This is a genomic window from Providencia sp. Je.9.19, assembly GCF_051129765.1.
Classification (GTDB): domain Bacteria; phylum Pseudomonadota; class Gammaproteobacteria; order Enterobacterales; family Enterobacteriaceae; genus Providencia.
The window spans coordinates 875,115-901,816 of record NZ_JBCPSS010000001.1 but is presented as its reverse complement, the minus strand read 5'-3'; the positions used below and the strand labels follow the sequence as shown (position 1 = coordinate 901,816).

Below are 26,702 nucleotides of genomic sequence, written 5' to 3'. Positions count from 1 at the left end.
GTTTTTTTAGCCTGCAAAATGCAGGCTATTTTTTTAGGCGTTTTGATTCATTTTAGTCGCATTTATAAATTGAGTAGCCCAGAAATGAGGCTCACGTTGTAGGGGTAATTGCAAAGCATGGCTCAGTGATATTAGCGTTGGTGCGGGAAGTTCTGAGGCAGGCTGTAATTCACCGTGGCGTAAAATTTGGTCAATATCACCATCTCCAATTAATTGACCCGCAGATAAATGTAAGGCTCTATCAAAATGACGAGCAACAAAATCAAGGTCATGGCTGATGGTAATGACCGTCGTGCCTTGCGCTTTTTGTAGATTTAGCCAATGCTCAAAACAATCCATCCAACGTGCATCGAAATCTCGACTAGGTTCATCAAGTAGCAATAATTTGGGTGCAACGGCGCTCAAACAGGCTACCGCGACCATACGGCGCTGCCCTGAATGGAGGTCAAGTGGATGTTTGTGTGCTACCTCTACTAAATTGCAAACGTCTAAAGCCTGTAGGGTACGTTGTTGAATTTCTTCTTTGGATAATTTTTGCCTACGAAGCCCAAAGGCAACCTCATCCATTACCGTACTATGAAAGATTTGTTTTTCTGCTTCTTGAAATAAAATGCCGATTTTGCTGGCGCGTTCAGGTGCTGAATAATTCGTTAAAGCTGTATTCTCAAACAACACACTGCCATGAGTGGGTTTTAATAATCCGGCAATAAGGCGCAATAAGGTTGATTTTCCTGCACCATTATCGCCCACTAATGCTATCCATTCGCCTGAATTAATGGTTAAGCACAGCGGTGAAATATTGTCATTCACTGAATTAGGCCAACGATAGGTTAAATTATCAAGCTGTAGCATAAAAATCCTTAAATGCTTGGAGCAATTGGTTATCATTGCGAGGGATAGAATTTTTCCAATGCCCCGACTTAACCAAATGACCAAGGGTACGCCACGCATCAGGCATATTAATCGTTTCTTGAGCTGCGGTGAATATCTGCTCAATATCGCCGTGAGCAATAGTATGACCTGAATCGAGCAGTAAAAAATCATCACAAAAGCTAAGGGCCGGCAACAAATTTCGCTCGAATAAAATTACACTACAGCCGCTATGTTGGGTGTGTTGTTTAAGTTGTAATAATATGCGATGTGTCGCACTCGGTGTTAAGCGACTAAATGCTTCATCTAGTAATAACAATTGTGGGCGCATTGCAAGCGCGCCAGCTAAAACCACACGTTGGGCTTCGCCACCGGAAAGCGTGGCAGGATGGCGGTAACGTAATGACTCACAAAATGTCAAAGATATAGCTTCATCAACTCGTTGAGTAATATCGTTAGGTGATAAACCTAGATTTTCGGGACCGAATGCAACTTCTTGTTCAACAGTAAACGCGCAACCGGATAATTGTAGTTGTGGCGATTGCTGGATAAGTTGTCGATTAGCCGATAATGTGACGAGAGAGCCTTCGGCTAAAGGCTGTTCTATGGCTTGCGCTGTTCCTTGCAATTGACCACTGAGTAAATCGGGATGCCATCCACATAGTAATTGCGCTAAGGTACTTTTACCACTGCCATTACCGCCTAGCACACATAGCCATTCCCCGCGCACTAATTGCATATCAATGGGGCCTAATATGGGTGTTTCTAAGCCAACGGGCGTAAAGCTCATTTGTTGTAAATTTACCACCACAGTGTTAACCCACCTTCAACAATAATAAGTAATAAAAGACCATAACGCAGCCAGCGCTGAGATGGGCTATCGATAGGGTGATTAAGCGTGGTGCGTTGAGTAGTATAGCGAAACCCTCGCATATCTAATGCTGCACCACGAATACTGAGCTCGCTTAAAGTATTACTGGCAAGAGGTAATAATATTGTGGGTAATGAAGTTAGCCGTTGCCAGAAATTACCATCAAGCGGAACCCCTCTCGCTAATTGAGCTTCTTTAATACTGGCTAGCTGTTGGCGAAGTTGTTCGACGAGTAATAAAGGTCCAGCTAATAAATAAGAAAAGCTAGCAGGGAGTCTGCTAGCAAATAACGCACGAATGAAACGCTCGGTTGGCACATACTGTAACCACAATTGAGAGCCACTGATTATGGCTAGTAATCTAAACCATAATGCCATCGCTCTTTCTTGATGATTATTTTGTAGCATTTCACCTGTTAATAGTTGGGACAGCCATCCGCTATGGATCAGCCAGAGTCCTGCTGCCATTGGAAGCATAATCCATGCGACAAAGCGCCAACGAAAACGAGCGGCTGGCCAAATGATTAATGCTGAGAATAGGCTACAACTGAGTATAATTAGCGGCCAACCTAAAGGTAAAAGCATTGCGCTAGCACTGAGCCATAACCATATAGTTAACGAGGTGAAAGGGTGCATCTTTAGCGAACCTTCGCCATTTGTGGGAAACTTCTTTGTACGCGCTCAGGTAATCGGCGAACTAATAACCAAGCAACTAAGGCTGAAATAATTTTATCAGCAATATTCGCACCGAGTACGGTGATGGCGACAGATTCAAGTAAATTATCCCCAACAGCATGAAAATAAGCGACAAAAAAGTCTGCACCACTACCCGTAGTTCCTGCAAATAAATAAGTTCTTATTGGTACAGCAACAATCATTAAAGCAAAAGTTATCACTACGCCAGATAAAATAACGCGGGGCAATGTACGGAATCCTCCGGCACGCGCTAATAATCCTGCACTTAATCCTATCATCATAGCGACGGGTGCAAAGGCAGCAGCAATAGGGCCGCTGAGCAGTCCCCATAATAAATTTGTTAATAAACCACTGAATAAGGCCACCCATGGTCCGGCTAATAACGCACAAATTAATGTACCAATAGAATCAAGAAATATAGGGAGTTTAAGCATTGAGCTTAATTGTCCACCAATCATATTAATTGCGATAGAAAAAACAATTAAAGCTAATGTACGACTAGAAATAAGGGGGGATTTTGTCATGACAGCATTAATCCTTGCAAAATATAACCAATAATAAAATTAACGAGAGGTAATGACGAGTTCGTCGTAACCAGATAAAGGGCAATGCTCGCGGATGAAAGTATTATTTTCTAGTTCGCCGATCACCAATTCTAAAGTGGTTCTAACCGTACAGCCAGGCATCATGTGCCCGCCACTCATGTGACCATTTTCATCGGATACTGCAAGATGGAGGTGTTCTCCATTAGCATCTAGTGTGCCAATTAAAGAAACAATTTCGAATTTTCCAGAGGTTTGATGGCTATTTTCTTGGCCTGCAAAGCGCAAAGCAACATCGGTTAAACTACCAACTGATCCTGCAATAAAGGCAGCTTGTAAATTATGTTGTTGAATTTGTTGTCGTAAAGTGAGGATTACATCCTCTCCCGGGCTCAAGCGGATAGCGATATAGCGAGCGCTTGAATAAGGTGATAAAGGTTTGCTCATTTCATCAATCCTAAAAATAGTGGTGTGTAAAGCTTCTCACGAGGAATTAAACAGATAAAAGTATTAAAAATAATAAGCTATAAATTTTTAATATAGATTACCCTGCATCATTATACGTGATTATAAAATCTTGTCTGAGCGTAAAGACTTTCCAGCTATTTTTCAGTAACACTTGCTATTAGTTGATGTTTATCGGCACTTAAGACAGGAAAAAGCATAATTTAAAATTTAGAGAGTCGCTAATATTCCGACTATTTAGCTTAAGTAGTTCAAGTAGGATCACTGATATTACACACTAAATAATGAATGCTCTTCTTCCTTAAATCTGTACAAACATTGATTTAATATAGGGAGAAAAATAACCGCTAAAACTATTTTTATGTTGTAAGCGGAAAATATTAGGTAAATATTTGCTTCTTCAATGATGAGTCAATAACATGTTTAATCTATGTGTTTTTTACTGATTGCGAATGCAAGACAGTTGTTTTACAGGGAATGATTATGGGCAATGTCGACTCGACGTTGATAATTTTATTAGTATTAGCTGGGCTGGGTATTATCAGTCATAACATGACTGTCACTTTAGCGATGCTATTTCTGCTTGTCGTTCGGATCACGCCATTAAATGATTTTTTTCCTTGGGTGGAAAGATATGGTCTGACGATTGGTATTCTTATTCTTACTATTGGTGTAATGGCGCCGATAGCCAGCGGTAAAATATCTGCACATGACGTATTGAGTTCATTTTTAAATTGGAAATCAATATTAGCAATTATCATTGGTATTGCAGTTTCATGGCTTGGTAGTCGTGGGGTGACACTCATGTCGCATCAACCCTCTACCGTTGCAGGCTTATTGGTCGGTACGGTTATCGGTGTCGCATTATTTCGAGGTGTACCTGTTGGGCCACTGATTGCAGCGGGTATTTTGTCACTGTTAATTGGTAAGTCTTAGATAGCTATGTATAGCTCATTACCCGATATATGTGCACAATTACGCCAATGTGGGTTTCGCCGGTTATTGGTGTTATCGGGAGAGAATACGTGGATAGAACAACAGCTTACTCAAATTAAAGCTCAATTATCAGGTGATTGGCTAACTTTATCTTCCCACTTATCGGCAGCGATGTTACCAGAAAAAGCCCATTTACTACTAGGACGTGAGTATACTCACGCTATATTTGATGCAAGGTCTGGTTTTCATAGTGAAGCATTTGCAATATTAGCTGGCACGCTAAAAGCAGGAAGTTTATTGGTGGTTTGTACGCCACCCCAAGAAATTTGGCCTCAAAGTGAAGATGCAGATAGTGTACGTTGGAATGAGCAATTGGGTATTATATCAACGCCAAATTTTATTCATCATATTCAGCGCATTATTAAAGCTTCACCACAAACCCTTATTTATCAGCAAGGACAAGAACCGCAGTTTGCATTATTAACTGATTGTCCTACTTGGCAATCGCCAACGGGCCAGCCGACTCAGCAACAACAATTCGCACTTAACCAGATGCTGTCTACAACGCAATCGGTAGAGCAAAAAATTTGGGGCATTATTGCTGCCCGAGGTAGAGGTAAATCTACTGTCGCTGGAATGTTGATTCAGCAATGGCAAGGGGAATGTTGGTGCTGTGCACCCGCAAAAGTTGCGACACAAGTTTTAGAACAATATGCAGGAAAGTCATTAACATTTTGGGCGCCAGATACGTTACTCCAATATTGCCAACGCGGTGAGCAAGTCAGTGCTGACTGGTTGATTATTGATGAAGCAGCGACGATTCCAACATATATTCTTAGACAAATTATTACCTATTTTCCTCGAGTTTTAATGACCACCACGGTTGATGGTTATGAAGGCACAGGGCGAGGTTTTATTAATAAATTTTGCGTTACGCTTAACCATTTTACGGCATTAACGTTAAATGAACCTATCCGATTTGCTCGCAATGACCCACTTGAAAATTGGCTAAACCAAGCGTTGTTATTGTCTGAGCCGCCACAACAGCTTCCGGTTGATGGAAATATTCAACTTGAAATTATCTCACAATCTCAACTTGCAAATAACGCTGAACGGCTCAGCAGATTTTATGGGTTATTGACGAGTGCCCACTATCGAACTTCTCCGCTTGATTTACGTCGCTTGCTTGACGCTCAAAATCAATATTTTTCGGTTGCTTGCTTAATGGGGGATCATTACGTTAGTCATCAATCTGAACGTTATGTTGGTGCGTTATGGATGATAAGCGAGGGGAAATTAGATGAAGCATTAAGCTGGCAAATTTGGGCTGGGTTGCGGCGTCCAAGAGGTAATTTAGTTGCACAATCACTTGCTGCACATAGTTATTTTCCCTCTGCTGCACAAATGAGCTCGCGCAGAGTAATGCGAATTGCGGTCGAATCTGCTTATCGTCGGAAAAAAATAGGTTTTCAGCTAATTGAATTACAAAAAAAACAGGCGCAACAGCAGGGGTTAGATTATTTATCGGTCAGTTTTGGTTTAACGCCAGAGTTACTTGCTTTTTGGCAAGCTGCAGGTTTTGGGTTGGTGCGAATTGGTAGCCACAAAGAGGCTAGCAGTGGCTGTTTTTCGGCGATGGCAATAATGCCAATTTCAGTTGAAGCACAAAAATTGTATTCGAGAGCTGACTATTTATTACAAAGAGATCTATTTTGGCGTAACGATTTGAATGAATTTAATCTGAAAAGTAGCCAAGAGCAAAGTCTTACCACTGAAGATTGGATGGAATTAATTGGTTTTAGTCAATATAGCAGACCTATGGCTGCAAGTAGCGCGGCGATTCAGCGCTTGTTAATGCAGGACAACCTAATTAAACCACCAAGTGCTGAACATCAATGCGGCTCTCAAAGTGTGCTAGCCCTTTATTTTCGTGACGGCTTATCTATAGCGGAAATTTGCACACAGGTCGGTTTGGCCGGTCAAAAACAGTGGATTAAACAAGCAAGGCTGGAAGTCGGTCTGTATATTCGTTATCAGCAATTGGAACTTACAGCCATGATTGAGCAAAAATTTACGATTTCTTATCCTTAGGCCAATCGTCTTCATCATCCCAAAGGTGATTATTATCTTTATGGGGTGGTATCTCAGGTTTATTATCAATAAATTTTTTAGGGTCGATTTTCTTCATCGCCTTGATTGCATTCCAAATAATGCCGATAAGTATGAGTAAAATAACCCACCAATAATCAGTTAACCATTGCATATATGTCCTCAAATTTTGATGATATTCGGATTTAATCACTTAGTTATACGGATAGTATTTGATGAGAACATCGATAATTGCAAGTACTTTAACAATGGCTAATCATAGTTAGCGATAATGCTTTATTTATGGATGCTAATTAACTGAATTTTTTACATTACAAAAATCAAGTGCTATCAGTGTAATAGGCTTGTGATTTAAAGTTACAATAAGTAATGATGAATAATTGAATCGTTTTAGCGCACTTTAAATGAGAACTAGGGTTTTTTTAATATATTTATATGAAATATTTTTATTTAATTTTAGCCTTGGTTTAATCAAAAATATAGTTAACACATCAAATATAGATATGCCAATAAACTCCATACGATATCATGAAGTAATAGTGTGTAAATAGGTTAGCGCTGGTTCTTTAAATAATGCCATTGACTACTAGAAGTAGCTTTCTTCATTATTCTTATTTTACATTTCTATTAGGGTCTTATTTTACAGTAAATATCAATATAAGATTGTTGTTTTATGATTGTTTACAATGGCTTTAATTAATTTCAAGTAATATTTGTAATGCGAAATGAACTAAAAAGTCTCAACGGATAATATATATTTAAATTTAAATTCATTTTTATAGTGTAACTATCTATTTTTTGACATTGGTCAGCTATATGTCACCAATCGCTAGCGTAAATGGGGATTATTTAGTTATAAATTCTATTCTATTTGATTTTTATAACATGATGTTTTTATTGGGGTTACTTAGTTATTAACTTAACGAATACTTATAAAAGTAAATTGAATTTGTTTTACTCACTAATGAGTGATGTTGTTTGTTTTTAAGTTATGAATGCGTAAAATATTAGTTAGAAACTAATCTGAATCTAAACTTTGATAATAAGATCAGAGGTGAAACCTATGGAAATTGAAAAATATAAATATTCGTTATCGATTGGAAAAAAGATAAAAACAATTAGACTTCAAAAAGGTTTAAGTGGTGAAGCTCTTTCTAAAATGACAGGAATAAGCCAACAGCAAATTTCTCGTTTTGAGCGTGGTATAAATAGAATCGATGTTGAGTCATTAGCTAAATTTGCTAATGCCTTTAATATAAATGTCGTATTTTTATTATCTGATTATGATAAAAATATATTTATCGCAAGTACGTTAGTTATCTAGTTTTGGATGGCAGTATTAAATGGATTTATCCCTATATATGTAGTTTGTCACCTTTATTTTAAAAATAAAGGTTGAGATTTTTTTATCTTATAAAGGTTAAATATGAAAAAAACATTTTTAGTTTTATTTATCGCATCTTCAATTTCAGCATCGGTATTAGCAGCTGATGGTACTATTACATTTAATGGTGAAATTACGGCGACAACGTGCAAAGTCAGCTCAGGTACTAATGGTGACTTTACCGTTAATTTGCCCACAGTGTCTACTACTGCATTGAATGCGGCTGGTGCTACTGCCGGAAATACATCTTTTACTATCGATTTGACTAATTGTACTGTCAGCGGTGTTGATGTAGCGGCAAATTTCGAAAGCTTAACAAATGGCGATGCGGCGACAGGTAATTTGATTCCTTCTGTTGCACCTGCAAACGTCCAGATTGGTTTAGCAGATCAAGGAGGTAATGTTGCGAAGGTAAATGGCACACCTGTTGGTTCGACTCCAATTGTTGGTGGCGCAGCTCAACTTGCGTATCAGGCTTATTATTTCGCTAAGGATACAGTAACTGCTCCGGGTAATGTTACTGCACAAGTAAATTATACGCTTACATACCCATAATGAATAATGCTGTCAGGAGAATTTAATTCTCCTGACAGCTAAATTGAAAAATTCATGTATTACATTAAAAATGCAAGGTTAGGTCATTATGTCAATTCGACTCGCCTATATAAATAAAATATTCTTATTTGTATTTCTATTCATGATATCAACATCACTTTATGCGAGTGTTATTATTAATGGCACTCGTATTATATATAATGAAAAATCTAAAAGTAAAGTTGTACAACTAGTTAATGAAAATAAATGGCCAGCATTGGTTCAAGTTTGGTTAGATAAAGGCGATCCTAATGAGCTTCCTGAGGATATTAAAACACCATTTGCTATTACACCACCGATATTTAAAATGCTACCAAATGCAGGGCAAAATTTAAGATTAACTTATCTTGGTGATTCACTACCTAAAGACAGAGAATCAATTTATTATTTAAATGTGTTAGAAATTCCACCAGAAAAAGAAGATGCAATTGAATCAAATAAAAATACGATGCAAATTGCAATTAGATCTAGAATAAAATTATTTTTTAGGCCTACAGGTATAGGAATGCCTGAATTATTAAATGAAAAACTTATTTTTTCATTCAAAAAATCGACAAAAGGGAATGCGTTATTTATCAAAAATAATTCACCTTGGTTTATAACTTTTCAAGATGTCGTTATTCATGATGCATCTAATAAAATGAAATTAGAAGGTAAAATGGTAGCACCTTACTCAGATGTGATCCTTGATAGTGATAGTGGGACTGGGGTACCTAATGCATTTATTAATGCTAAAAAAATTAGTTACTCAGTTATTAATGATTACGGTGGTTTAGATACCTATGAATATAATTTATAAATAATGGTATTGCTATGAAAATTAAATTAATCCTTATATTTATTTCGCTATCTTTAATGAGTGGTCGCTTAGCTTTTGCTTTAGAAAAAAAACTGCCTGAAAAAAAATATTCATATAATGAAGGTTTTTTGCTTGGAAACGCTAAAGATATATCAATAGATAAGCTGACAGAAGATCAAAATACGCCGGGTAATTGGTTTGTTGATCTATACCTAAATAACGAATTTATTTATAATAAAGAGATTAGGTTTTATGAAAACAAGCAAGAGAAAGTTATTCCTTGTTTGACTCAAGAAGATATTGATAGCTTTCAAATAAAGCCAGAATATTTAAAAAATATCAAATCTACTGAGCAATGCAAAGACCTCCACATGTTGTCGAAAGATGTGCAAATTAAGCTTAAGCAGGATGTATTACGTTTAGATATTTTAATTCCACAAATTATGGTAGAACAATACGCGCGTGGATTAGTACCTGTTAGCGCACTTACCGAAGGGATCCCTGCACTATTTCTTAACTATAATTTCAATGGTTATAGTAGTCGTAATCATGGCCAAGATAGCCATTCTGTATATGGAAATATATCAACAGGAGTTAATTTAGGTTTATACAGGTTTAGACATCAATCTAATCTTCAATATAACCAGGATAATAAATTTAGACATGAGAATGTGAGAACATATGTTCAAAGAGCAATTCCGCAAATTGAAAGTGAATTAACCATTGGGCAATCATTTACTAATGGAAATATTTTTGACAGTTTTTCTTATACTGGTGCAGAATTAACAACCGATAATCGTATGCGTCCGCAATCATTGCAAGGGTTTGCGCCTACAGTTAGAGGTGTCGCGAATAGTAATGCTCGTGTGAGGGTAATACAAAACGGTTATGTTATTTATGAAACGAACGTATCCCCGGGAGAGTTCACGATTAATGACCTGTATGCAACAGGTTATGGTGGAGACCTGACAGTTCAAGTGACAGAAGCGAATGGCAATGTATCAAGTTTTATTGTGCCATTTTCAACAGTGCCCGGTTTATTGAGGCCAGGACAAATTGATTACAGCATTGTGAGTGGTAGATTGCGTGGTGATGATACTTCTTCTGATATTTTTATTCAGTCAACAGTGCAATATGGGCTAAGTAATATTGTCACTCCATTTATAGGATTGCAGTATTCAAATAAATATCAATCCGGTTTGCTTGGACTGGCCGTAAATACGCAAATTGGCGCGTTTAGCTTTGATGTAGCTAATTCAAAATCTGAATTAGATAATAACCGAATTTATAATGGCACTCGTGCTCGAGTCACATGGAATAAAGATATAAATACAACAGGCACCAATATTGCGTTAGCAGGCTATCGTTATGAGTCACAAAATTATTTAAGCTTGTATGAAGCAAGTCGCGATACAAAGAACGATTTATTTGATGGGGATAATATTAATCCCCGGCGTGCACAATATGTGTTAACGATTAATCAACACCTAGCAGATTATGGTTCGGTATATGCGAGTGGCTCATTGCAAACGTGGCGTGATAATTTACCCGATACCAAACAATTGCAAGCGGGTTATATGAATAGCTTTAAAGGAATTGGTTATAGTTTTAGCTATATTAAAATGTATCGAAATGATAACAATGCTACTGATAATAACTATATATTTAACGTGTCAGTACCATTCTCTATCTGGTATCCAGAACAAAACACGTTATTGTCTAGCTCAATCTCACGTTCTGAAGATCGTTGGCTAAATAATACGAGTGTGAGTAGTACGTTTGGCGATGATAAATCAATGGCTTGGAATGCATCAATAAGTAATATTGGACAGTCGGATAGTAGTTTCTCTGGAAATATTCAAAAAGATTTTTCAGTGACTTCTGTTAATGCTGGTTATTCTCAGGGTAATGATTTTAAATCACTTTCCGCTGGGGCAAGCGGTGCATTGGTTGCTTATCAAGGTGGCATCGTACCATCTCGTTATTTAAGCGAAACATTTGCTATTGTGGAAGCAGATGAAGCAGAAGGTGCTTCAATATCTTCATGGAGTAATATAGTCATTGATAAACGAGGGAAGGCAATAGTACCGTCACTTACACCTTATCAATACAATACCCTTTATCTTAATTCTGAGAATATGAGTACAGATGTTGATATTGATAACAATATGGTAAAAATAGCACCTTATGCAGGATCTTCAGTGTTAGTTAAATTTGAGACTAAAAAAGGTATGAATATTACTTATCGAATAAAGCTACAGGATAATAAGTCTGTACCATTTGGCGCTGATATATACGATGAAAATAATAGAAAAGTAGGTTTAGTTGGGCAAGGAGGATTAGTTTATTTTAATTCTCAATCAGCACAAGGAAAGATTACTGTCAGATGGGGAAGTAATAATAAGCAGCGTTGTAGCTTCAATTATAATATTTCTAATAACAACTCCATACCTGAATCAGTTTGTCAGTATTATTGATATAATATTATCTTTTAATTTATCATATTAAATATTGCGTTAACTATTGCTATTTATTTGGAAGTGTCATTCCACCATTGGGTTTAATGACTCATGCTAGTTATTTCTTTATTTAACTTGTGTTATGTTCGGAGAGAGTTATGCTTAAACGTGATTTAATGTTTTTCGGATTTATATTATTTTTTATGTCCGAATTATCCCAAGCTACATGTGTTGTAAGGAATGGTGGATTACCAAGTGGTAATTCTGGAAATCCCGTGAGAGTTGGGTCAAAAACTGACTTGATGATCTATAGGGAAGTATATCAACCAATAGGTACACTTTTAGCATATGAATATATATCGCCTAGTAACATATCCGGTCAAACTGGTATTCCATTAGATAGGGTTCTTTTTCAATGTGACCTAACTGATAAGGACTCAATTTATGAAATGTATTATATGCCACCTGGAATTATTAATAATAATGCCCCGCGTCTTACTTTAGCCGGTATTAGATATTGGTCAACTAACATGACGGGCATGATGTTTAATTTCTTCATTGGTTCAAATACGGATACAACAACACAGTTTAATAACGCAGTACAAAGAAAAAAACTGACTGGATATGATATAGACTCAATTAATCCAAATAAAATTAATATTACATTAAAACATTTTTCGGGTATCTCTATTAATCAAGTTCGTTCAGATCAAGCCGTTAATTCAAATGCATACTTAAGCCAAGTGGGTATCGTTTCTCGCGGAGTATTTGGATTTTCTGGACCAGGTTTAAATCCAGGCACAACATTTTCAGCCGCTAATTCATATACTAATTTAGCTCAGCGAGTTATTGGTGGGCGAGTTATTAATGCCTGCGGTATAAATCAAGTGACCTCTGTCGTCAATTTAGGTCAGCACTCAGCAACTAGCCTTCCTTCAACCCCAGCAAATTTTTCAGTTACACTTGAATGCCAGCGGGGCGCTACAAAAGTAAAATATGGTTTCGCACCTAATGAGGAAAATAGGGTGAATAATGAGCAAAATTATTTGCTATTAGATCCTGACTTAGGTTCAACCGCGAAAGGCGTAGCTATTGAAATATTAAATTCGGTTGGCGGCCGAGTGAAAGTGCTTTCACTCGGTACTTTAGGGAACGGGATTCCCATTACCAATAATAACTGGATAGCGGTTCCAGTACAAACGGGGTCGGGTACTCAAATAATAACGTTAAACTTTAGCGCTAGGTATGTTAAATATCCCCCTGAAATAATTAAACCGGGTAAGGCGAATAGTAAGGCTATTTTCATGATAGATATGCAATAGTCAGATAAACATGTAATAAAAAATCGGGATACTTCAATTATTCATTTGGGTATCCCGATTAAGTGTTTAAAATTATACGTATTAATCATAATATAAGTTTAATATCTTTTTTTAGTTAACGTGTTTATATTCACTTTCACATAGCTAAAATTAAGTTTCTTTATTTGTGTTAGTGAGCTAGATTTCGTTATATATTTCCCATCATGATAACACTCAATACTGACATATTTAGTGTTATTGAAATGAACGTCACATAATGGTTCGACAACATTGCCAATAAAGGTAATTTTACCGCTTTGTTGTTCTCCCAATGTTTTAGTTTAACTATATCCACGATTAACATTGGAAGTGAAAATAACAACTGCTGTCAATAAAGATAAGTGTTTCATTATCTCTCTACCATTCTTACCCGATATAAAACATATTCTTCATATTTCAAGTTGAAAGGTTGTTAACGGAATTATTTATGACACAGCATATTGTGGATTTAGTAATATAATCCCTTATCATTTGTATGCTTATAGCCTTATAAAGACATAGTGAATTATCCATACTTTCATTTTAGCTTAGTTCAAATGTGAGTAAGTAAAAGAAATCAATTAATGATGAAGCCTTTTTATTTATAAGATGAAAAAGATAGATTTATGCACTAGTAGGAAAAGTATGATCAATTAAAAATTATCTGATATTGGGGAAAGATAAAAGAGATTCCTTCTCATTTAGCGCATTTGGTATTAGAGTATAATCTTGGTCATCTTCGAGGTTACCATAGGTTTTATAAGGATATTTTACGGACTATTGTCTTATACGGGAAAACCTAAGTGAGTATAAAAAAAATATTTCTGATAATGGTAGGCTGGCTCGCCGTCATTTTAGCTTTCGCAGGGGTGATTTTACCGGTATTACCCACAACACCATTTTTACTGCTAGCAGCTTGGTGTTTTTCACGCTCATCTCCTCGTTTTCATCATTGGTTACTTTATCGGTCATGGTTTGGCGGTTATATTCGTCATTGGCAAAAGTATAAAGGATTACCTAAAGGGGCGAAGCCAAAAGCGATTGCATTAATATTAATCACATTTTCTTTTTCTATTTGGGTTGTGAGTTTTTGGTGGTTGAAAATAGGTTTATTAGCATTGCTTTGTTGGTTACTCTTTTTTATGTACCGTTTGCCTGTGGTTGATGAACAAATTCCAACACGTACTAAAACAGAACGTTAAATAATTTTATTTTAAACAACCGTACCAAAAATCACAGTAATAGAAATAACCGTATGCATCTGCTTTATGTTTATGGCGATATGTCGCTGATGCATACTGGTTGATATCAAAAGGGTTAATCAGGCACTTTAATATAGCGTCTAAACACATAATCAAGATTATCTAATAACCAACTTTTACCATTAATATCTTCTTGTAATAAAACGCGTCTGATAACATCAGGAGTGAGTAGCTGTTCAGCTTCATGAGATAGTGGCCAATAACTGATATGCCAAGGCTCATAAGCCACTCCGGCGTCTTTGGCAGTAAAAGGGCGATAAAAATCAAATGACGCCATATTATCTGTTAGCCAGTTATTTAATTCGGCGAAATAGCCACCTTCTTCGTATTCCCAAGGCTCTAATTGTAATGTTTGACCGACAGGGATTCTCAAGGGATCATATATATCTATCTCAGTTCCCCAGTGGTGGCGACTTGCACCTGGTAGTGCTGACCAGTGTAAAATCGCTTCGCACAGTTGCCCTTCAGTTAGTGTTGCTATATCTAATGGTTGACTTTGGGCATCAAGCACGGGACGTTTACCACTAAACTTTTCGTTCCAAATTAATAATTGGCGTGAAAAATCGCGAAATGCACTCGCTGATTGCAGTTTAAATCCAGACTTAGCTGCGGCTTGTTGCATCGCGAGAAAGGCTTTGGTGGTATTAAATTGCAAGCGATGGTTACCACCTAATGTGACTAAGTGGTCTGAAGAACGACCGGTTAGCATATCAATAGTGATCATAATAATAGCAACTCCATAATTCTTTCATAAATTAAGGCGAGTTGCTTTAAATCGTCCACACTGACACATTCGTCTACTTTATGGATGGTGGCATTTAATGGACCTAACTCAATTACATGTGCACCTGTCTGAGCAATGAATCGACCATCTGATGTGCCACCACTGGTGGAAAGGGTGGCAGTACGCCCTGTAAATTCATTGATGGCTTGTCTTGTTGCAGTGACAAGTTTACTGTCACCTGTTAAAAATGGTTGCCCTGAAAGTGACCATTCAATCTTATAGTTCAATCCATGGCGAGTGAGCATTTCGATCACTTTCTCGCGGATCATCGTATCAGTTAGTTCTGTACTAAATCGAAAATTAAATTGAATGAAAAGTTCACCGGGGATTACATTACTTGCCCCAGTTCCTGCTTGAATATTGGCAATTTGCATTGTTGTAGCAGGAAAAAATGCATTACCGTTATCCCACTGGGTCGTAACAAGTTCTTGTAAAAAAGGGGCTGTACGATGAATGGGGTTATCCGCTAGTTGGGGGTAAGCAACATGTCCTTGCGTGCCAATAACAGTTAAATTCGCCGTAATAGACCCTCGACGACCATTTTTAATGATATCGCCAAGTTCAGATTGGCTTGAGGGTTCACCAACTAAACAATAATCTAGACGTTCATTGCGGCTAATTAATGTTTCAACTACTTTGACTGTACCATTTGTCGCCGCAGCTTCTTCATCAGAAGTAATTAGAAAGGCAAGACGACCACGATGCTCTGGATGTTTTTCAACAAAACGCTCGGCAGCAACCACCATTGCGGCAACTGAGCCTTTCATATCCGCAGCGCCACGCCCATAAAGATGTTGATTAATAATAGTGGGGGTAAATGGAGGTGTTTGCCAATGAGTGGGGTCCCCAGCCGGAACAACATCTGTATGGCCTGCAAATGCAAGAGTTTCACCTTCCATTCCACGATAAGCCCAAAAATTTAACGTATCCCCAAATGGCATTTGCTCAACGGTAAAGCCTATTTTTGCAAGACGTTCTATTAGTAATGCTTGGCAGCCATGGTCATCTGGGCTAATAGAGGGTTGAGCGATAAGTTGTTTTGCCAGTTTAATAACAGGACAATCCATTTTAATCTCCTGTTTATTTAATAAAGTGTTGGTATTCATCGGCAGAAAAACCCACGATGTAGCGGTTATCTGAAGAAACAAGTACAGGACGTTTTATCATTGCAGGTTCGTCGAGCAATACTTTTTTTGCGCTGTTAGCATCAATAACTGAGTTTTTTTCATCTTCTGTTAGTTTTCGCCATGTCGTTCCTCTTTTATTAACAAGAACTTCCCAGCCCAAATGCGCGATAAAGGTCGATAACAGCTTATCATTGAGACCATCAGCGCGGTAATCATGAAATTGGTAGGGAATTTCATTATCTTCTAAGTAACGGCGTGCTTTCTTAATGGTGTCACAGTTTTTAATTCCATACATAATATAAGACGAAGAAGGGGTGTTTGGCATCGCGTAGTCCTCTGATGACTTACTATTTTGCTTAACATAATGCGCGAAAATGGTTTTTTGGTCTACCCCTTTGAATAGGAAAGATTTATTATTTATAAATGAAAACGTTAGTCATATACTGAATGACGGACTATTGATTAATACTTGTTAATTAATAAGCTTCATATTAAATGAGTTTAAAATAATAATTTTTTGTGATTAAGTTATTATTGCATCATTTATTTTGAACGCATATAAAGTAAGCTAGCTTCTAATCTCGAACGAACATGTAGTTTTTTTAAAATATTTCTAATGTGAACTTTTACAGTTTCTTCCGAGATAAATAATAACTGTGATATTTCTTTATTTTTTAAACCGGCGGCCATTTCATGGATAATTTCACATTCACGACGGGTTAAGTTAGATAATGGTTCTGTTGTTTGATGGCGTGTAATCAAATGTTGGTATATTTTTTCACTAAAAACGTGATGGCCCGCAGTTGCCTTTTTTAAGCTATGCATCAGCATATCAAGATCGCAGTTTTTTAATAGATAGCCTTGAGCACCTGCATCGATAGCACTATAGACATCTGTTTTCATTGTGGATAATGAAAGAACGAGTAGGTAACTGTTAGTGCAGTGTTTACGCAGTAATCGCATGGTTTCAAACGTTTTATTTCCATGCATATTAATATCAATCATAATCATGTCAGGCTGTAAACGCGTAGCAATATTAAGTGCTTCTGAGCAATTACAACTCTCTGCAGTAACGGTAAAATGTTCATCGGAGTCCATTAACTGACGTAATCCAAAACGGATAATAGGGTGTTCATCGATAATCATAACGGTGTGATTAGACATAGTTAATTCCTTTTTATGTCCTAGCGCTTAATGAGATAATATAAAGAATTAAAAATTAACTATTAGAGCTATTATTTAATGGCTTGATTCAATCTATTTGTTAATAATTTAAATTCCATGAATTACATGACGAAATTATGTTTTAATTTTTATTTCAATTTCTTCTTGTTATTTAAATAATACATTAAATTTGGAAAAATAATAATGAAGATTGAAGTAAGTAATTTATTTGTAGAAATAGAGTTATAACTAATAATATTGCTATTATTCTAAAACCCGAGAACGCTTTACTTAGTTTTTTACTCATTTTCATCGTAACCAAAAGATTTTTCTGGAAATTGCCAGCATGATCATGATTTGCTAGAAAGATGTGTTTATACTGTTATCGCTCTTACCTTACCTATTTTGAAAGGACTTGATGATGGATGATAAATTAAAACAAAGTGCTCTTGATTTTCATGAGTTTCCTCATCCAGGGAAAATAACTGTAACACCAACTAAACCCTTAACGACGCAACGTGACCTCGCATTAGCTTATTCGCCAGGTGTTGCCGTCCCTTGTCTTGAAATTGCAGCCGATCCTTTAAAAGCATATCGCTATACTGCAAAAGGAAACTTGGTGGGTGTTGTTTCAAACGGAACGGCAGTGCTGGGTTTAGGCAATATCGGTGCTTTGGCCGGTAAGCCTGTCATGGAAGGAAAAGGCGTATTATTTAAGAAATTTTCTGGTGTTGATGTCTTTGATATTGAAGTCGATGAAACGGATCCAGACAAGCTTGTTGACATTATAGCCTCGCTTGAACCTACTTTTGGCGGTATTAATCTCGAAGATATTAAAGCGCCAGAGTGCTTTTATATTGAGCAAAAACTGCGCGAAAGAATGAAAATTCCGGTGTTTCATGATGACCAACATGGAACCGCAATTATCTGTACAGCTGCCGTCATTAATGGTTTAAGGATCGTCAAAAAAGAGATTGGTGAGGTAAGGCTGGTGGTATCGGGTGCCGGTGCCGCATCAATTGCCTGTATGAATTTGTTAGTGGCGTTAGGATTAAAACGTGAAAATATTACGGTGTGCGATTCAAAAGGTGTGATTTATAAAGGTCGTGATGACCGAATGGATGTGACCAAAGCAGCATATGCGATTGATGATAATGGCCAACGTACTTTAGCGGATGCAATTCCAGACGCTGATATTTTCTTAGGCTGCTCAGGCCCTCGTGTTTTAACACCTGAAATGGTGAAAACGATGGCTAAAGATCCGCTTATTTTAGCGCTCGCTAATCCTGAACCTGAAATTCTGCCACCATTGGCAAAAGAAGTACGCCCAGATGCAATTATCTGTACTGGACGCTCAGATTATCCAAATCAAGTTAATAATGTTCTGTGTTTTCCATTTATCTTCCGTGGTGCATTGGATGTTGGCGCAACCACTATCAATGAAGAGATGAAATTGGCCTGCGTTTACGCTATCGCAGACCTCGCATTAGCAGAGCAAAGTGAAGAGGTTGCCTCTGCTTACGGTAATCAAGATTTATTTTTTGGTCCTGAATATATTATTCCTAAGCCATTTGATCCTCGCTTAATTGTGAAAATTGCGCCTGCGGTGGCAAAAGCAGCGATGGATTCTGGTGTTGCAACCCGTCCAATTCAAGATTTTGATGCCTATATTGAAAAGCTCAATCAGTTTGTTTATAAAACAAATTTATTCATGAAACCTATTTTCTCTTTAGCAAAAACAGCGAAAAAACGCATTGTTTTAGCTGAAGGAGAAGAAGAGCGCGTATTGCATGCGACGCAAGAATTAGTCTCACTTGGTTTGGCATTCCCTATCTTAGTAGGGCGTCCAAGTGTTATTGAGATGCGCATTGAAAAATTGGGCTTACATCTTGAGCTCGGTAAAGACTTTGAAGTCGTCAATAACGAAAATGACCCGCGCTATAAAGAATATTGGCAAGAATATTATCAAATCATGAAACGTCGTGGTGTGTCACAAGAAATGGCGCGTCGTGCAGTGATAGGTAACCCGACTCTCATCGGTGGCATTATGGTTTTACGTGGTGAAGCTGATGGCATGATCTGTGGTACTGTGGGAAGTTATGGTGAGCATTACAATGTGGTTAAAGACCTATTCGGCTTCCGAGATGGCGTCCACACGGCTGGTGCCATGAATGCATTACTCTTGCCTACGGGTAATACATTTATTGCTGACACCTATGTTAATGAAGATCCAACCTCAGCAGAACTTGCTGAAATTACGCTTATGGCCGCAGATACCGTGCGTCGTTTTGGTATTGAACCAAAAGTTGCATTGTTATCGCGTTCAAGTTTTGGCTCTTCTGATTGCGCGTCGGCTCAAAAAATGCGCGATACATTAGCATTGATTAAATCTCGCGATCCTCACCTAGAGATTGACGGTGAAATGCATGCCGATGCGGCATTAATTGAATCAATCAGAAAAGATGTTATGCCAGATAGCCCATTAAAAGGTTCTGCTAACTTATTGATTATGCCAAATATGGAAGCTGCTCGTATTAGTTATAACTTATTGCGTGTAACGAGTTCAGATGGTGTGACAGTAGGACCTGTGTTGATGGGAATAGCAAAACCGGTACATATTTTGACTCCGATTGCGTCTGTACGCCGTATCGTGAATATGGTGGCATTAGCCGTAGTTGAAGCTCAAACTAATCCACTTTAATTATAAGGCCTTAAATTAATAGGGTTTTATATTTAATAAGCCTGTTAGTTTAATTTAAAAACAAAAGACTTCTATTTTTATAAGTAGAAGTCTTTTTTAATTGTAAATGATTCTCATTATCTGTATTTTGAGTGGATTAACTACTTAGATATGGAAAATATAATGATATCAGTTGGATTGAAGGGCAGTGCATCGATTCTTTTTATCGGGCTATTATTTCTGACCGGATGCACTCAAAAAATAGTGCAATCTCCCGTCCAGTTAGATAATAAACTAACCGCTCAAGGGAAAATTATCGATCTATCGACAGGAAAAGCAATTACGCCACAACAGCTAGTTCAACAGCTCTCGCAATCTCCTAGAGTAATTGTCGGTGAAAAACATGACAATCAATACCATCACCAAATAGAACAATGGCTTTCACAAGAAATGCCCAAAGTAAGACCTCAAGGATCTGTTTTACTTGAAATGCTTACACCTTCACAACAAGCTCAGGTCAATAATATTAAAGCTGAAATGCAAGGTAATCTCTATATACGAGATGAAAAATTGCAATCAACACTTAAATGGCAAAATGGTTGGCCATGGGAGCAGTATGGTGAATTGGTTAAACAGCTATTAAAAACACCTTACCCATTATTAACTGCCAATCTTGATAAACAAGAAATAACAGAGGCTTATCATAATTCCCCTGTATTAACGGGGGAGCGTTCAACGCAGCCCATCGTTAAGGAAATCATTAGCAAAACAATTGAAAGTTCACATGGTGGCGAATTAACGGCTGAACAAGTAGACAAGATGGTTGTTATTCAACAATTACGCGATCGTAGAATGGCTGAATCACTCATTAAGGCTCCAACACCTGCACTTTTATTTGTCGGTGGTTATCACGCAACAAGAGCCATCGGAGTACCGTTACATGTACAAGATCTTGATGAAAATGCTGAATTTAAAGTGTTGATTATCTCTGAGCAAGACAATGAAATTGATCATTTACATGCAGATTATGTTTGGTACACACCTAAATAATCAATAACGAAATAGTTTCATATCATGAATAATCAATGACTTCTGCGAATGATTTAGTCGAAAATATAAGAAATAGTTTTCATTTGCATTTGTTATTGATTATCATTCACGTTTTGTGTGATTAAAGATAAAAATGAATACAATGACTTTAGGGCAAGGACAAACATTTAAAATGGCAGGTTCAGCCGTTTTAGCTGTTGTTTTACATATTGTAATTATTAGCTTGTTTATTCATAACATGTATGAAGAACAACGAGAACAGCTATTGCCACCACCTTCGGTGATCATGGAGCTTTCTATTGATGCGCAAGCTGAGCAATTAACTGAATTAAATATAGGTCAAACTCAAGAATTATCAGTGGCAAGTGAAGCACAAGAATCAAAAATAGAAGAGATGGAAATTCCTTCGGTGCTCATCAATGAACAAGCTGAAATTTTAGTGACGAAAACAGACAAGAAAAAGTCACTACCTGAGCCTAAAAAAGAGCAAAAGGAAAATAAGGTTCCAAAAATTAAAAAAATTGAAAGTGATCATTCAAAAGCGAGTGATGCACCAGTTACGAGTGACGCTGCTGCGTTAAAAAAATCTGAACGCATAGCCGCGCAGATAAATAGCCAATCTCAGTCACAACTGGATGAGAAAAGGCGTTGGGAAGCTTTGGTGCTCGGGCAGCTTAATAAATTTAAGCGCTACCCCGCAGATGCTCAAAAACGAAATCGAATGGGTAGTCCTGTTGTTAAGTTTGAAGTTGATGCGCAAGGTTATGTTTTAGCGAGCTCATTAGCGGCAAAATCAGGAACTCAATCCTTGGACAGAGAAGCGCAAAATGTGCTTTCAAGAGCTGAACCATTACCCCAACCACCTGCTGACATGTTGATAAATGGACGTGTGATAGTAGAAATGGCAATTGATTTTACGATAAATAATGATTAATTAGTTAGGAAAAAAAATGTTCAAACGATTACATTTATTGTTAGCATCTCTTGGGGTCACTAAATTTTGTATTATTACACTCTTTGGATTATATGCAGGGAATAGCCTTGCGGAGGATTACATGTCAGCACCTAAGGCAAAAAAACAACCTTATACAATGACAATGCACAACGATGTACGTGTAGATGATTATTATTGGTTAAGAGATGACGAACGAAAATCACCAGAGATAATCGATTATCTAACCGAAGAAAATAACTATACTAAACAAGAGCTTAAACTTGGCGAGTCGCTAAGAAAACAAATTTATGACGAATTGCTTTCTCGTATGAAGCAAGATGATGAATCAGTTCCGTATGATTATAATGGTTATACTTACAGAACGCGGGTTGAAGCTGGAAAAAACTATTCAATTTATGAAAGACGCCCGATTGATAGCAAAGGTGAATGGTCTTTGCTTGTCGACGGCAATCAACGGGCAGATGGCCTAGAATATTATCGAATGGGCGCATTAGCCATCTCTCCTGATAATACGATGATAGCAATTGCAGAAGATAAACAAGGTCGCAATGAATTTGCTGTTTCTTTCCGTCAAGTTGGTGATAAACAATGGCAAGAAGCAACATTAACAAATACGTCGGGCAATATTGTTTGGGCTAACGATAACAGCACGTTATTTTATGTAAATAAAGACAAACAAACTTTGCTGCCATACCAAGTTTTTTCGCATCAATTTGGGACAAAACAAGCACAAGATAAGCTGTTATATGAAGAAAAAGATGATACTTATTATGTGAGTTTATCTAAATCGACTTCTAAAGATTATATTTTAATTGGTATCACGAGCACTGAAACGTCCGAATATCGATTGATTGATGCAAATATTCCTACACAGGAAGCCAAAGTATTCAAAGCTCGCCAAACCGGTGTTGAATATTACCCTGATCATTTTGATAATAAATTTTATATTCGTTCTAACCATGAAAACCCATTATTTGGGCTCTACACGAGTGAAAATAATTCTGATGCATGGATGACGTTAATTGCGCCTCGTGATGATGTTGATTTAGAAGGTTTTGAACTCTTTAATCAATGGCTTGTATTGGAAGAGCGTGCTAACGGCTTAGTCAATATTCGCCAAATCAATTGGCAAACAAAAGCTGAAAATTATGTCAGTTTTGATGATCCTGCCTATATGGCATGGGTTTCAAGTAACCCTGAGCCAAATACGAATAAGCTGCGTTATGGCTATTCTTCAATGACTACACCTTCTTCTATCTATGAAATAGATATGCAGACGCAAGAAAAACAGTTATTAAAACAAGAAGAAGTACCTAATTTTGATAAAGCCAATTATCAAAGTGAGCGTTTATGGATAACGGCGACGGATGGCGTAAAAGTTCCTGTTTCATTGGTCTATCGTAAAGACATGTTCAAGGAAGGCAAAAATCCGTTGTTAGTATATGGTTATGGCGCTTATGGCTATGGCCTCGACCCATCATTTAGTTCTTCTCGTTTATCATTACTCGATCGCGGTTTTGTATATGCTATTGCCCATATTCGCGGTGGCGGTGACTTGGGTAAAAATTGGTATTTACAAGGTAAAACAATCAATAAGATGAATTCATTTACTGATTTCATCGACGCAACAAAAGCGTTAATAAATCAAGGTTACGGTCAAGCAGGGCATATTTATGCAATGGGTGGTAGTGCGGGAGGCTTGTTGATGGGAGCGGTTGTTAATATGGCCCCTGAACTGTATGAAGGTGTTGTTGCCGCCGTTCCATTTGTTGATGTGGTGACGACAATGCTTGATCCTTCAATTCCACTGACTACTGGTGAATATGACGAGTGGGGTAATCCTGAAAATGAAGATGCATATTGGCGCATAAAATCTTATAGCCCTTACGATAATATTAAGGCACAACAATACCCTCATTTACTCATTACTACTGGGTTGCATGACTCCCAAGTACAATATTGGGAACCTGCTAAATGGGTGGCAAAATTACGCGATATGAAACAAGGTAATTCAATATTGTTATTAGAGACAAATATGAATGCGGGACATGGCGGAAAATCAGGGAGATTTAACGCGTTAGATGATACCGCTTTGGATTATAGTTTTATCTTGATGTTAGAAAATAAAGATGTTTATTTTCCTCGTTTAAAGTAATTAAATAATAATTAGCCAAGAGCTAAGATAGTAAAGGGTAACGGTAGCAAGTTATAGTGAATAAATTATAATTTACTGCCGTTCTCTTATTAGCGGTAGCAAATTTTCCGCTGTGGCATGTGAGCACATAAGTAATTCATGTGTTTACAGGAATGGTTTGATGAATAATAAAATAATATATATGGGGATCAGTTTAATCATAACTGGATACCCTAGCTTTTCTTTTGCTAAAAATACACAGCAACCAACTAAGACAGACGATAAAGTGGTGAAATTTAGTCGATTGAAGGTCTCTGGGGCGCAGAAACAAACCGCATTAGTCAAAGCATTAGAAAAACCTGGCGCTTTTAGTGCCGTGGGAACTGAAAATAAATTACAGTCAATGGATAAAATTATCCGTACCATGCCAGGCACCTATACGCAAATGGATGCTAGTCAAGGTGCTGTGAGTGTTAATATTCGTGGGCTTAGTGGTTTTGGCCGTGTCAATATGATGGTCGATGGGGTAACGCAAAGCTATTATGGTATTTCTCCAAGTAGCTATACTCACGGGCAACAACCAAATAATGAATTCGGTGCATTAATTGATCCTAACTTTATTGTAAAAGTTGAAGTTGAAAAAGGGCAATTAAATGGTAGCAACAGTATTAATGCATTAGCTGGAAGTGCAAATTTTAGAACAATTGGTATTGATGATGTATTACTTGACCATAATTTATATGGGTTACGTAGTAAAGCGAGCTGGGGAGATAACGGTCTTGGTTATAATGGTATGGTCGCTGTTGCTGGAAAATCGCAATTAAATTCAGAGGATGGTTATATCGGTGGGTTAATTGCCGTCAGTGGGCTCAATATCCCAGGCAGTTATAAAAATGGTTCTGGTTATAATAGTGAGGATTTTGCTACTGATTCAACCTATAAGCAAAAGCCTCAATCACAACTCACTAAATTAAAATTTAAACCAAATGATAGCCATGAATTAGAATTCAGCGGGCGCTTTTTTCAAAATAAATTAACACGTCGAAAAATTGACAGTGAAGATTATTACCTTAAATACAAATATACACCTTTAAATGAACTTATTGATTTCGAGTTATTGGCGAATCATGGAAAAAGTAAACAACAATTTGAAGGTGACTCATTAGGTTGGGCATTGAGGGAGGGTAAATCAGAAAATACGGCAGATGGCATTAATATGTTTAATACCAGCCGTTTTTCTTATGGCGCTGTAGATTACCAATGGTTAGCGGGTTCAAAACTGATGAAAACTAAATATCAGAAAGAAGTCAGCTCGGTCATCGATCAAGATACGTTGATTTATAATCCATTCTCACCAAGTGGAACGCAAGACTTAATAAGTGCTTATACACAACTTGAGGCTAAATATGATATTTATACGGCGACATTTGATTTAAATTACACCCATTATCGTTTAAATGGCTATAAACCTGCTTGTAATGAAACGGAAAAATGTTTCCCGCAAGAAGAAGCAAACTTAAATCTACGAGAAGGTGGATTTAACCCAGGGTTATTGCTATCCGCAGAAGTGATCCCTGAATTTCAACCTTTTGTCAGCTACGCACATTCAATGCGTGCACCAAATTCGCAAGAAGTTTTTTATTCGCAAAATGGTGGACAATCAATGAATCCGTTTTTAAAAGGAGAAAAGGCACAAACATGGCAAATTGGGTTTAATAGCTTTAGACCAGATTTAGTGGTTGAAGGCGATCAATTTAATTTAAAAGCACTTTGGTTCCATACAAAAATTAAAGATTATATTACCAGTAAACCTTACTTATTATGTCGCCCAAGGAATGATGCCGAATTTGAATGGTGCTTAATGAATGATGATGTTTGGGATAAAGAAGGACCTGACATTATACAAAAAAGTTATATTTATACTAATGACCCTCGTGATGTCAATTTACGCGGTTATGAATTACAAGCCAACTATGATGCAGGTGTTTTTTATTCTACAGTTTCGTATACAAAGGAAACTGGCGATCAACCGAACTCAATAGCGCGGATGGCTGATTTCAGTGCGGGTGATTTTACAGAATTACCTGATTATTATCTTACACTAGATACGGGTGTTAGGCTGTTAGACGAAAAATTAAAATTAGGGACGATGATCACATGGACGGGTCCATCGAAACGTATTGGTGTGGAGTCTATCGTAGATAATAATGGTGATGCTTTAAAAGATAAATATGAGAAGCAACCCACAGTAATTGATTTATATACAGATTATGAAATGAATAAAAACATCAAATTGATGTTCACGGTTAACAATATTACCAATGAAAATTATTCTGATGCATTAAATCGCGCAAACTCGACGGCCATTATGGAAGAGAGAGGAAAAAATAATGCCACTGCAAGAGGGCGAACTTACATGCTTGGTGGGCAGGTGCGTTTTTAAGCAATAAATAAATTAACCACCACTTATCTGAATGATTTT

22 protein-coding genes and 1 pseudogene are annotated in these 26,702 nt (G+C 37.2%); 13 read left to right on the top strand and 10 right to left on the bottom strand.

Annotated elements, in window-relative coordinates; all coding sequences use genetic code 11:
• Positions 1-33: 33 nt before the first annotated feature.
• The 5 genes and pseudogenes from AAZR93_RS04205 to AAZR93_RS04185 form a co-directional block, all read right to left on the bottom strand.
• Positions 34-762 (bottom strand): annotated as a pseudogene (locus AAZR93_RS04205) (energy-coupling factor ABC transporter ATP-binding protein); the annotation flags it as partial.
• 76 nt (positions 763-838) lie between these two features.
• Positions 839-1,681, bottom strand: a complete 843-nt coding sequence (locus tag AAZR93_RS04200) for an energy-coupling factor ABC transporter ATP-binding protein (protein WP_434719055.1) — start codon at positions 1,679-1,681, stop codon at positions 839-841.
• Positions 1,672-2,376: an energy-coupling factor transporter transmembrane component T gene (locus tag AAZR93_RS04195; RefSeq protein ID WP_294105829.1), complete on the bottom strand. Its 705-nt coding sequence runs from the start codon at positions 2,374-2,376 to the stop codon at positions 1,672-1,674. The genes AAZR93_RS04200 and AAZR93_RS04195 overlap by 10 nt, the downstream gene beginning before the upstream one ends.
• A gap of 2 nt (positions 2,377-2,378) precedes the next feature.
• Positions 2,379-2,960, bottom strand: a complete 582-nt coding sequence (locus tag AAZR93_RS04190; protein WP_294105831.1) for an ECF transporter S component — start codon at positions 2,958-2,960, stop codon at positions 2,379-2,381.
• Between the two features lie 39 nt (positions 2,961-2,999).
• Positions 3,000-3,425: a PPC domain-containing DNA-binding protein gene (locus AAZR93_RS04185; RefSeq protein ID WP_434719054.1), complete on the bottom strand. Its 426-nt coding sequence runs from the start codon at positions 3,423-3,425 to the stop codon at positions 3,000-3,002.
• Between the two features lie 501 nt (positions 3,426-3,926).
• Between AAZR93_RS04185 and AAZR93_RS04180 the strand changes: the two genes are divergently transcribed.
• Both AAZR93_RS04180 and AAZR93_RS04175 read left to right on the top strand, forming a co-directional pair.
• Entirely contained in the window at positions 3,927-4,379 is a 453-nt protein-coding gene (locus tag AAZR93_RS04180; RefSeq protein ID WP_294105834.1) for a DUF441 domain-containing protein, read from the top strand.
• A gap of 6 nt (positions 4,380-4,385) precedes the next feature.
• Complete coding sequence (locus tag AAZR93_RS04175) at positions 4,386-6,470, top strand: tRNA(Met) cytidine acetyltransferase TmcA (protein WP_434719053.1); 2,085 nt, start codon at positions 4,386-4,388, stop codon at positions 6,468-6,470.
• Here AAZR93_RS04175 and AAZR93_RS04170 read toward each other — a convergent pair.
• Positions 6,451-6,642: a hypothetical protein gene (locus AAZR93_RS04170; protein ID WP_294105839.1), complete on the bottom strand. Its 192-nt coding sequence runs from the start codon at positions 6,640-6,642 to the stop codon at positions 6,451-6,453. The two genes, AAZR93_RS04175 and AAZR93_RS04170, sit on opposite strands and share 20 nt — an antisense overlap.
• 909 nt (positions 6,643-7,551) lie before the next feature.
• Here AAZR93_RS04170 and AAZR93_RS04165 point away from each other — a divergent pair.
• From AAZR93_RS04165 to AAZR93_RS04140, 6 genes are all read left to right on the top strand, one after another.
• The gene (locus AAZR93_RS04165) at positions 7,552-7,812 is read left to right on the top strand and encodes a helix-turn-helix domain-containing protein (protein ID WP_294105841.1); all 261 of its coding nucleotides are present in this window, start codon (positions 7,552-7,554) and stop codon (positions 7,810-7,812) included.
• A gap of 102 nt (positions 7,813-7,914) precedes the next feature.
• Positions 7,915-8,427, top strand: coding sequence for a fimbrial protein (locus AAZR93_RS04160; RefSeq protein ID WP_294105844.1), 513 nt, complete (start codon positions 7,915-7,917; stop codon positions 8,425-8,427).
• Positions 8,428-8,569: 142 nt separating this feature from the next.
• The gene (locus tag AAZR93_RS04155; RefSeq protein WP_434719052.1) at positions 8,570-9,265 is read left to right on the top strand and encodes a fimbrial biogenesis chaperone; all 696 of its coding nucleotides are present in this window, start codon (positions 8,570-8,572) and stop codon (positions 9,263-9,265) included.
• 14 nt (positions 9,266-9,279) lie between these two features.
• Complete coding sequence (locus AAZR93_RS04150) at positions 9,280-11,742, top strand: fimbria/pilus outer membrane usher protein (protein ID WP_434719051.1); 2,463 nt, start codon at positions 9,280-9,282, stop codon at positions 11,740-11,742.
• Positions 11,743-11,882: 140 nt separating this feature from the next.
• Positions 11,883-13,046, top strand: coding sequence for a fimbrial protein (locus AAZR93_RS04145; protein WP_336431508.1), 1,164 nt, complete (start codon positions 11,883-11,885; stop codon positions 13,044-13,046).
• An 827-nt stretch (positions 13,047-13,873) separates the two neighbouring features.
• Complete coding sequence (locus AAZR93_RS04140) at positions 13,874-14,266, top strand: DUF454 family protein (RefSeq protein ID WP_294106191.1); 393 nt, start codon at positions 13,874-13,876, stop codon at positions 14,264-14,266.
• Between the two features lie 115 nt (positions 14,267-14,381).
• Here the strand turns inward: AAZR93_RS04140 and AAZR93_RS04135 are convergent, their stop codons facing one another.
• The 4 genes from AAZR93_RS04135 to AAZR93_RS04120 all read right to left on the bottom strand — a co-directional run bounded on the left by AAZR93_RS04135 (position 14,382) and on the right by AAZR93_RS04120 (position 17,401).
• Positions 14,382-15,050 (bottom strand): M15 family metallopeptidase, encoded by a 669-nt coding sequence (locus tag AAZR93_RS04135; protein WP_434719050.1) that lies wholly within the window; start codon positions 15,048-15,050, stop codon positions 14,382-14,384.
• Positions 15,047-16,177 carry a succinyl-diaminopimelate desuccinylase gene (dapE, locus tag AAZR93_RS04130; RefSeq protein WP_434719049.1) on the bottom strand — a complete coding sequence of 377 codons (1,131 nt, stop codon included), beginning with the start codon at positions 16,175-16,177 and terminating at the stop codon, positions 15,047-15,049. Before dapE ends, AAZR93_RS04135 begins: the two co-directional genes overlap by 4 nt.
• Before the next feature lie 13 nt (positions 16,178-16,190).
• Positions 16,191-16,562, bottom strand: a complete 372-nt coding sequence (locus tag AAZR93_RS04125; protein ID WP_294105860.1) for an ArsC family reductase — start codon at positions 16,560-16,562, stop codon at positions 16,191-16,193.
• A gap of 218 nt (positions 16,563-16,780) precedes the next feature.
• Complete coding sequence (locus tag AAZR93_RS04120; RefSeq protein WP_294105863.1) at positions 16,781-17,401, bottom strand: LuxR C-terminal-related transcriptional regulator; 621 nt, start codon at positions 17,399-17,401, stop codon at positions 16,781-16,783.
• A 421-nt stretch (positions 17,402-17,822) separates the two neighbouring features.
• Here AAZR93_RS04120 and maeB point away from each other — a divergent pair, with 421 nt between their 5' ends.
• The 5 genes from maeB to AAZR93_RS04095 all read left to right on the top strand — a co-directional run bounded on the left by maeB (position 17,823) and on the right by AAZR93_RS04095 (position 26,663).
• Entirely contained in the window at positions 17,823-20,102 is a 2,280-nt protein-coding gene (gene maeB, locus AAZR93_RS04115; RefSeq protein WP_294105866.1) for an NADP-dependent oxaloacetate-decarboxylating malate dehydrogenase, read from the top strand.
• Between the two features lie 162 nt (positions 20,103-20,264).
• Entirely contained in the window at positions 20,265-21,131 is an 867-nt protein-coding gene (locus AAZR93_RS04110; protein WP_294105869.1) for a ChaN family lipoprotein, read from the top strand.
• A gap of 133 nt (positions 21,132-21,264) precedes the next feature.
• Positions 21,265-22,065 (top strand): energy transducer TonB family protein, encoded by an 801-nt coding sequence (locus AAZR93_RS04105; protein ID WP_434719048.1) that lies wholly within the window; start codon positions 21,265-21,267, stop codon positions 22,063-22,065.
• A 16-nt stretch (positions 22,066-22,081) separates the two neighbouring features.
• Entirely contained in the window at positions 22,082-24,241 is a 2,160-nt protein-coding gene (locus AAZR93_RS04100) for a S9 family peptidase (RefSeq protein ID WP_434719047.1), read from the top strand.
• Positions 24,242-24,401: 160 nt separating this feature from the next.
• Positions 24,402-26,663 carry a TonB-dependent receptor domain-containing protein gene (locus AAZR93_RS04095; protein WP_434719046.1) on the top strand — a complete coding sequence of 754 codons (2,262 nt, stop codon included), beginning with the start codon at positions 24,402-24,404 and terminating at the stop codon, positions 26,661-26,663.
• Positions 26,664-26,702: the final 39 nt, after the last annotated feature.

Excerpts from the sequence above, each read along its gene's own strand:
- AAZR93_RS04105 (WP_434719048.1), top strand. The coding sequence starts at position 21,265 with ATGAATACAATGACTTTAGGGCAAGGACAAACATTTAAAATGGCAGGT.
- dapE (WP_434719049.1), bottom strand. The coding sequence starts at position 16,177 with ATGGATTGTCCTGTTATTAAACTGGCAAAACAACTTATCGCTCAACCC.
- AAZR93_RS04145 (WP_336431508.1), top strand. The coding sequence starts at position 11,883 with ATGCTTAAACGTGATTTAATGTTTTTCGGATTTATATTATTTTTTATG.
- AAZR93_RS04170 (WP_294105839.1), bottom strand. The coding sequence starts at position 6,642 with ATGCAATGGTTAACTGATTATTGGTGGGTTATTTTACTCATACTTATC.
- AAZR93_RS04095 (WP_434719046.1), top strand. The coding sequence starts at position 24,402 with ATGAATAATAAAATAATATATATGGGGATCAGTTTAATCATAACTGGA.
- AAZR93_RS04175 (WP_434719053.1), top strand. The coding sequence starts at position 4,386 with ATGTATAGCTCATTACCCGATATATGTGCACAATTACGCCAATGTGGG.
- AAZR93_RS04100 (WP_434719047.1), top strand. The coding sequence starts at position 22,082 with ATGTTCAAACGATTACATTTATTGTTAGCATCTCTTGGGGTCACTAAA.
- AAZR93_RS04125 (WP_294105860.1), bottom strand. The coding sequence starts at position 16,562 with ATGCCAAACACCCCTTCTTCGTCTTATATTATGTATGGAATTAAAAAC.
- AAZR93_RS04110 (WP_294105869.1), top strand. The coding sequence starts at position 20,265 with ATGATATCAGTTGGATTGAAGGGCAGTGCATCGATTCTTTTTATCGGG.
- AAZR93_RS04155 (WP_434719052.1), top strand. The coding sequence starts at position 8,570 with ATGATATCAACATCACTTTATGCGAGTGTTATTATTAATGGCACTCGT.
- AAZR93_RS04195 (WP_294105829.1), bottom strand. The coding sequence starts at position 2,376 with ATGCACCCTTTCACCTCGTTAACTATATGGTTATGGCTCAGTGCTAGC.
- AAZR93_RS04185 (WP_434719054.1), bottom strand. The coding sequence starts at position 3,425 with ATGAGCAAACCTTTATCACCTTATTCAAGCGCTCGCTATATCGCTATC.
- AAZR93_RS04120 (WP_294105863.1), bottom strand. The coding sequence starts at position 17,401 with ATGTCTAATCACACCGTTATGATTATCGATGAACACCCTATTATCCGT.
- AAZR93_RS04180 (WP_294105834.1), top strand. The coding sequence starts at position 3,927 with ATGGGCAATGTCGACTCGACGTTGATAATTTTATTAGTATTAGCTGGG.
- maeB (WP_294105866.1), top strand. The coding sequence starts at position 17,823 with ATGGATGATAAATTAAAACAAAGTGCTCTTGATTTTCATGAGTTTCCT.
- AAZR93_RS04190 (WP_294105831.1), bottom strand. The coding sequence starts at position 2,960 with ATGACAAAATCCCCCCTTATTTCTAGTCGTACATTAGCTTTAATTGTT.
- AAZR93_RS04160 (WP_294105844.1), top strand. The coding sequence starts at position 7,915 with ATGAAAAAAACATTTTTAGTTTTATTTATCGCATCTTCAATTTCAGCA.
- AAZR93_RS04165 (WP_294105841.1), top strand. The coding sequence starts at position 7,552 with ATGGAAATTGAAAAATATAAATATTCGTTATCGATTGGAAAAAAGATA.
- AAZR93_RS04150 (WP_434719051.1), top strand. The coding sequence starts at position 9,280 with ATGAAAATTAAATTAATCCTTATATTTATTTCGCTATCTTTAATGAGT.
- AAZR93_RS04135 (WP_434719050.1), bottom strand. The coding sequence starts at position 15,050 with ATGATCACTATTGATATGCTAACCGGTCGTTCTTCAGACCACTTAGTC.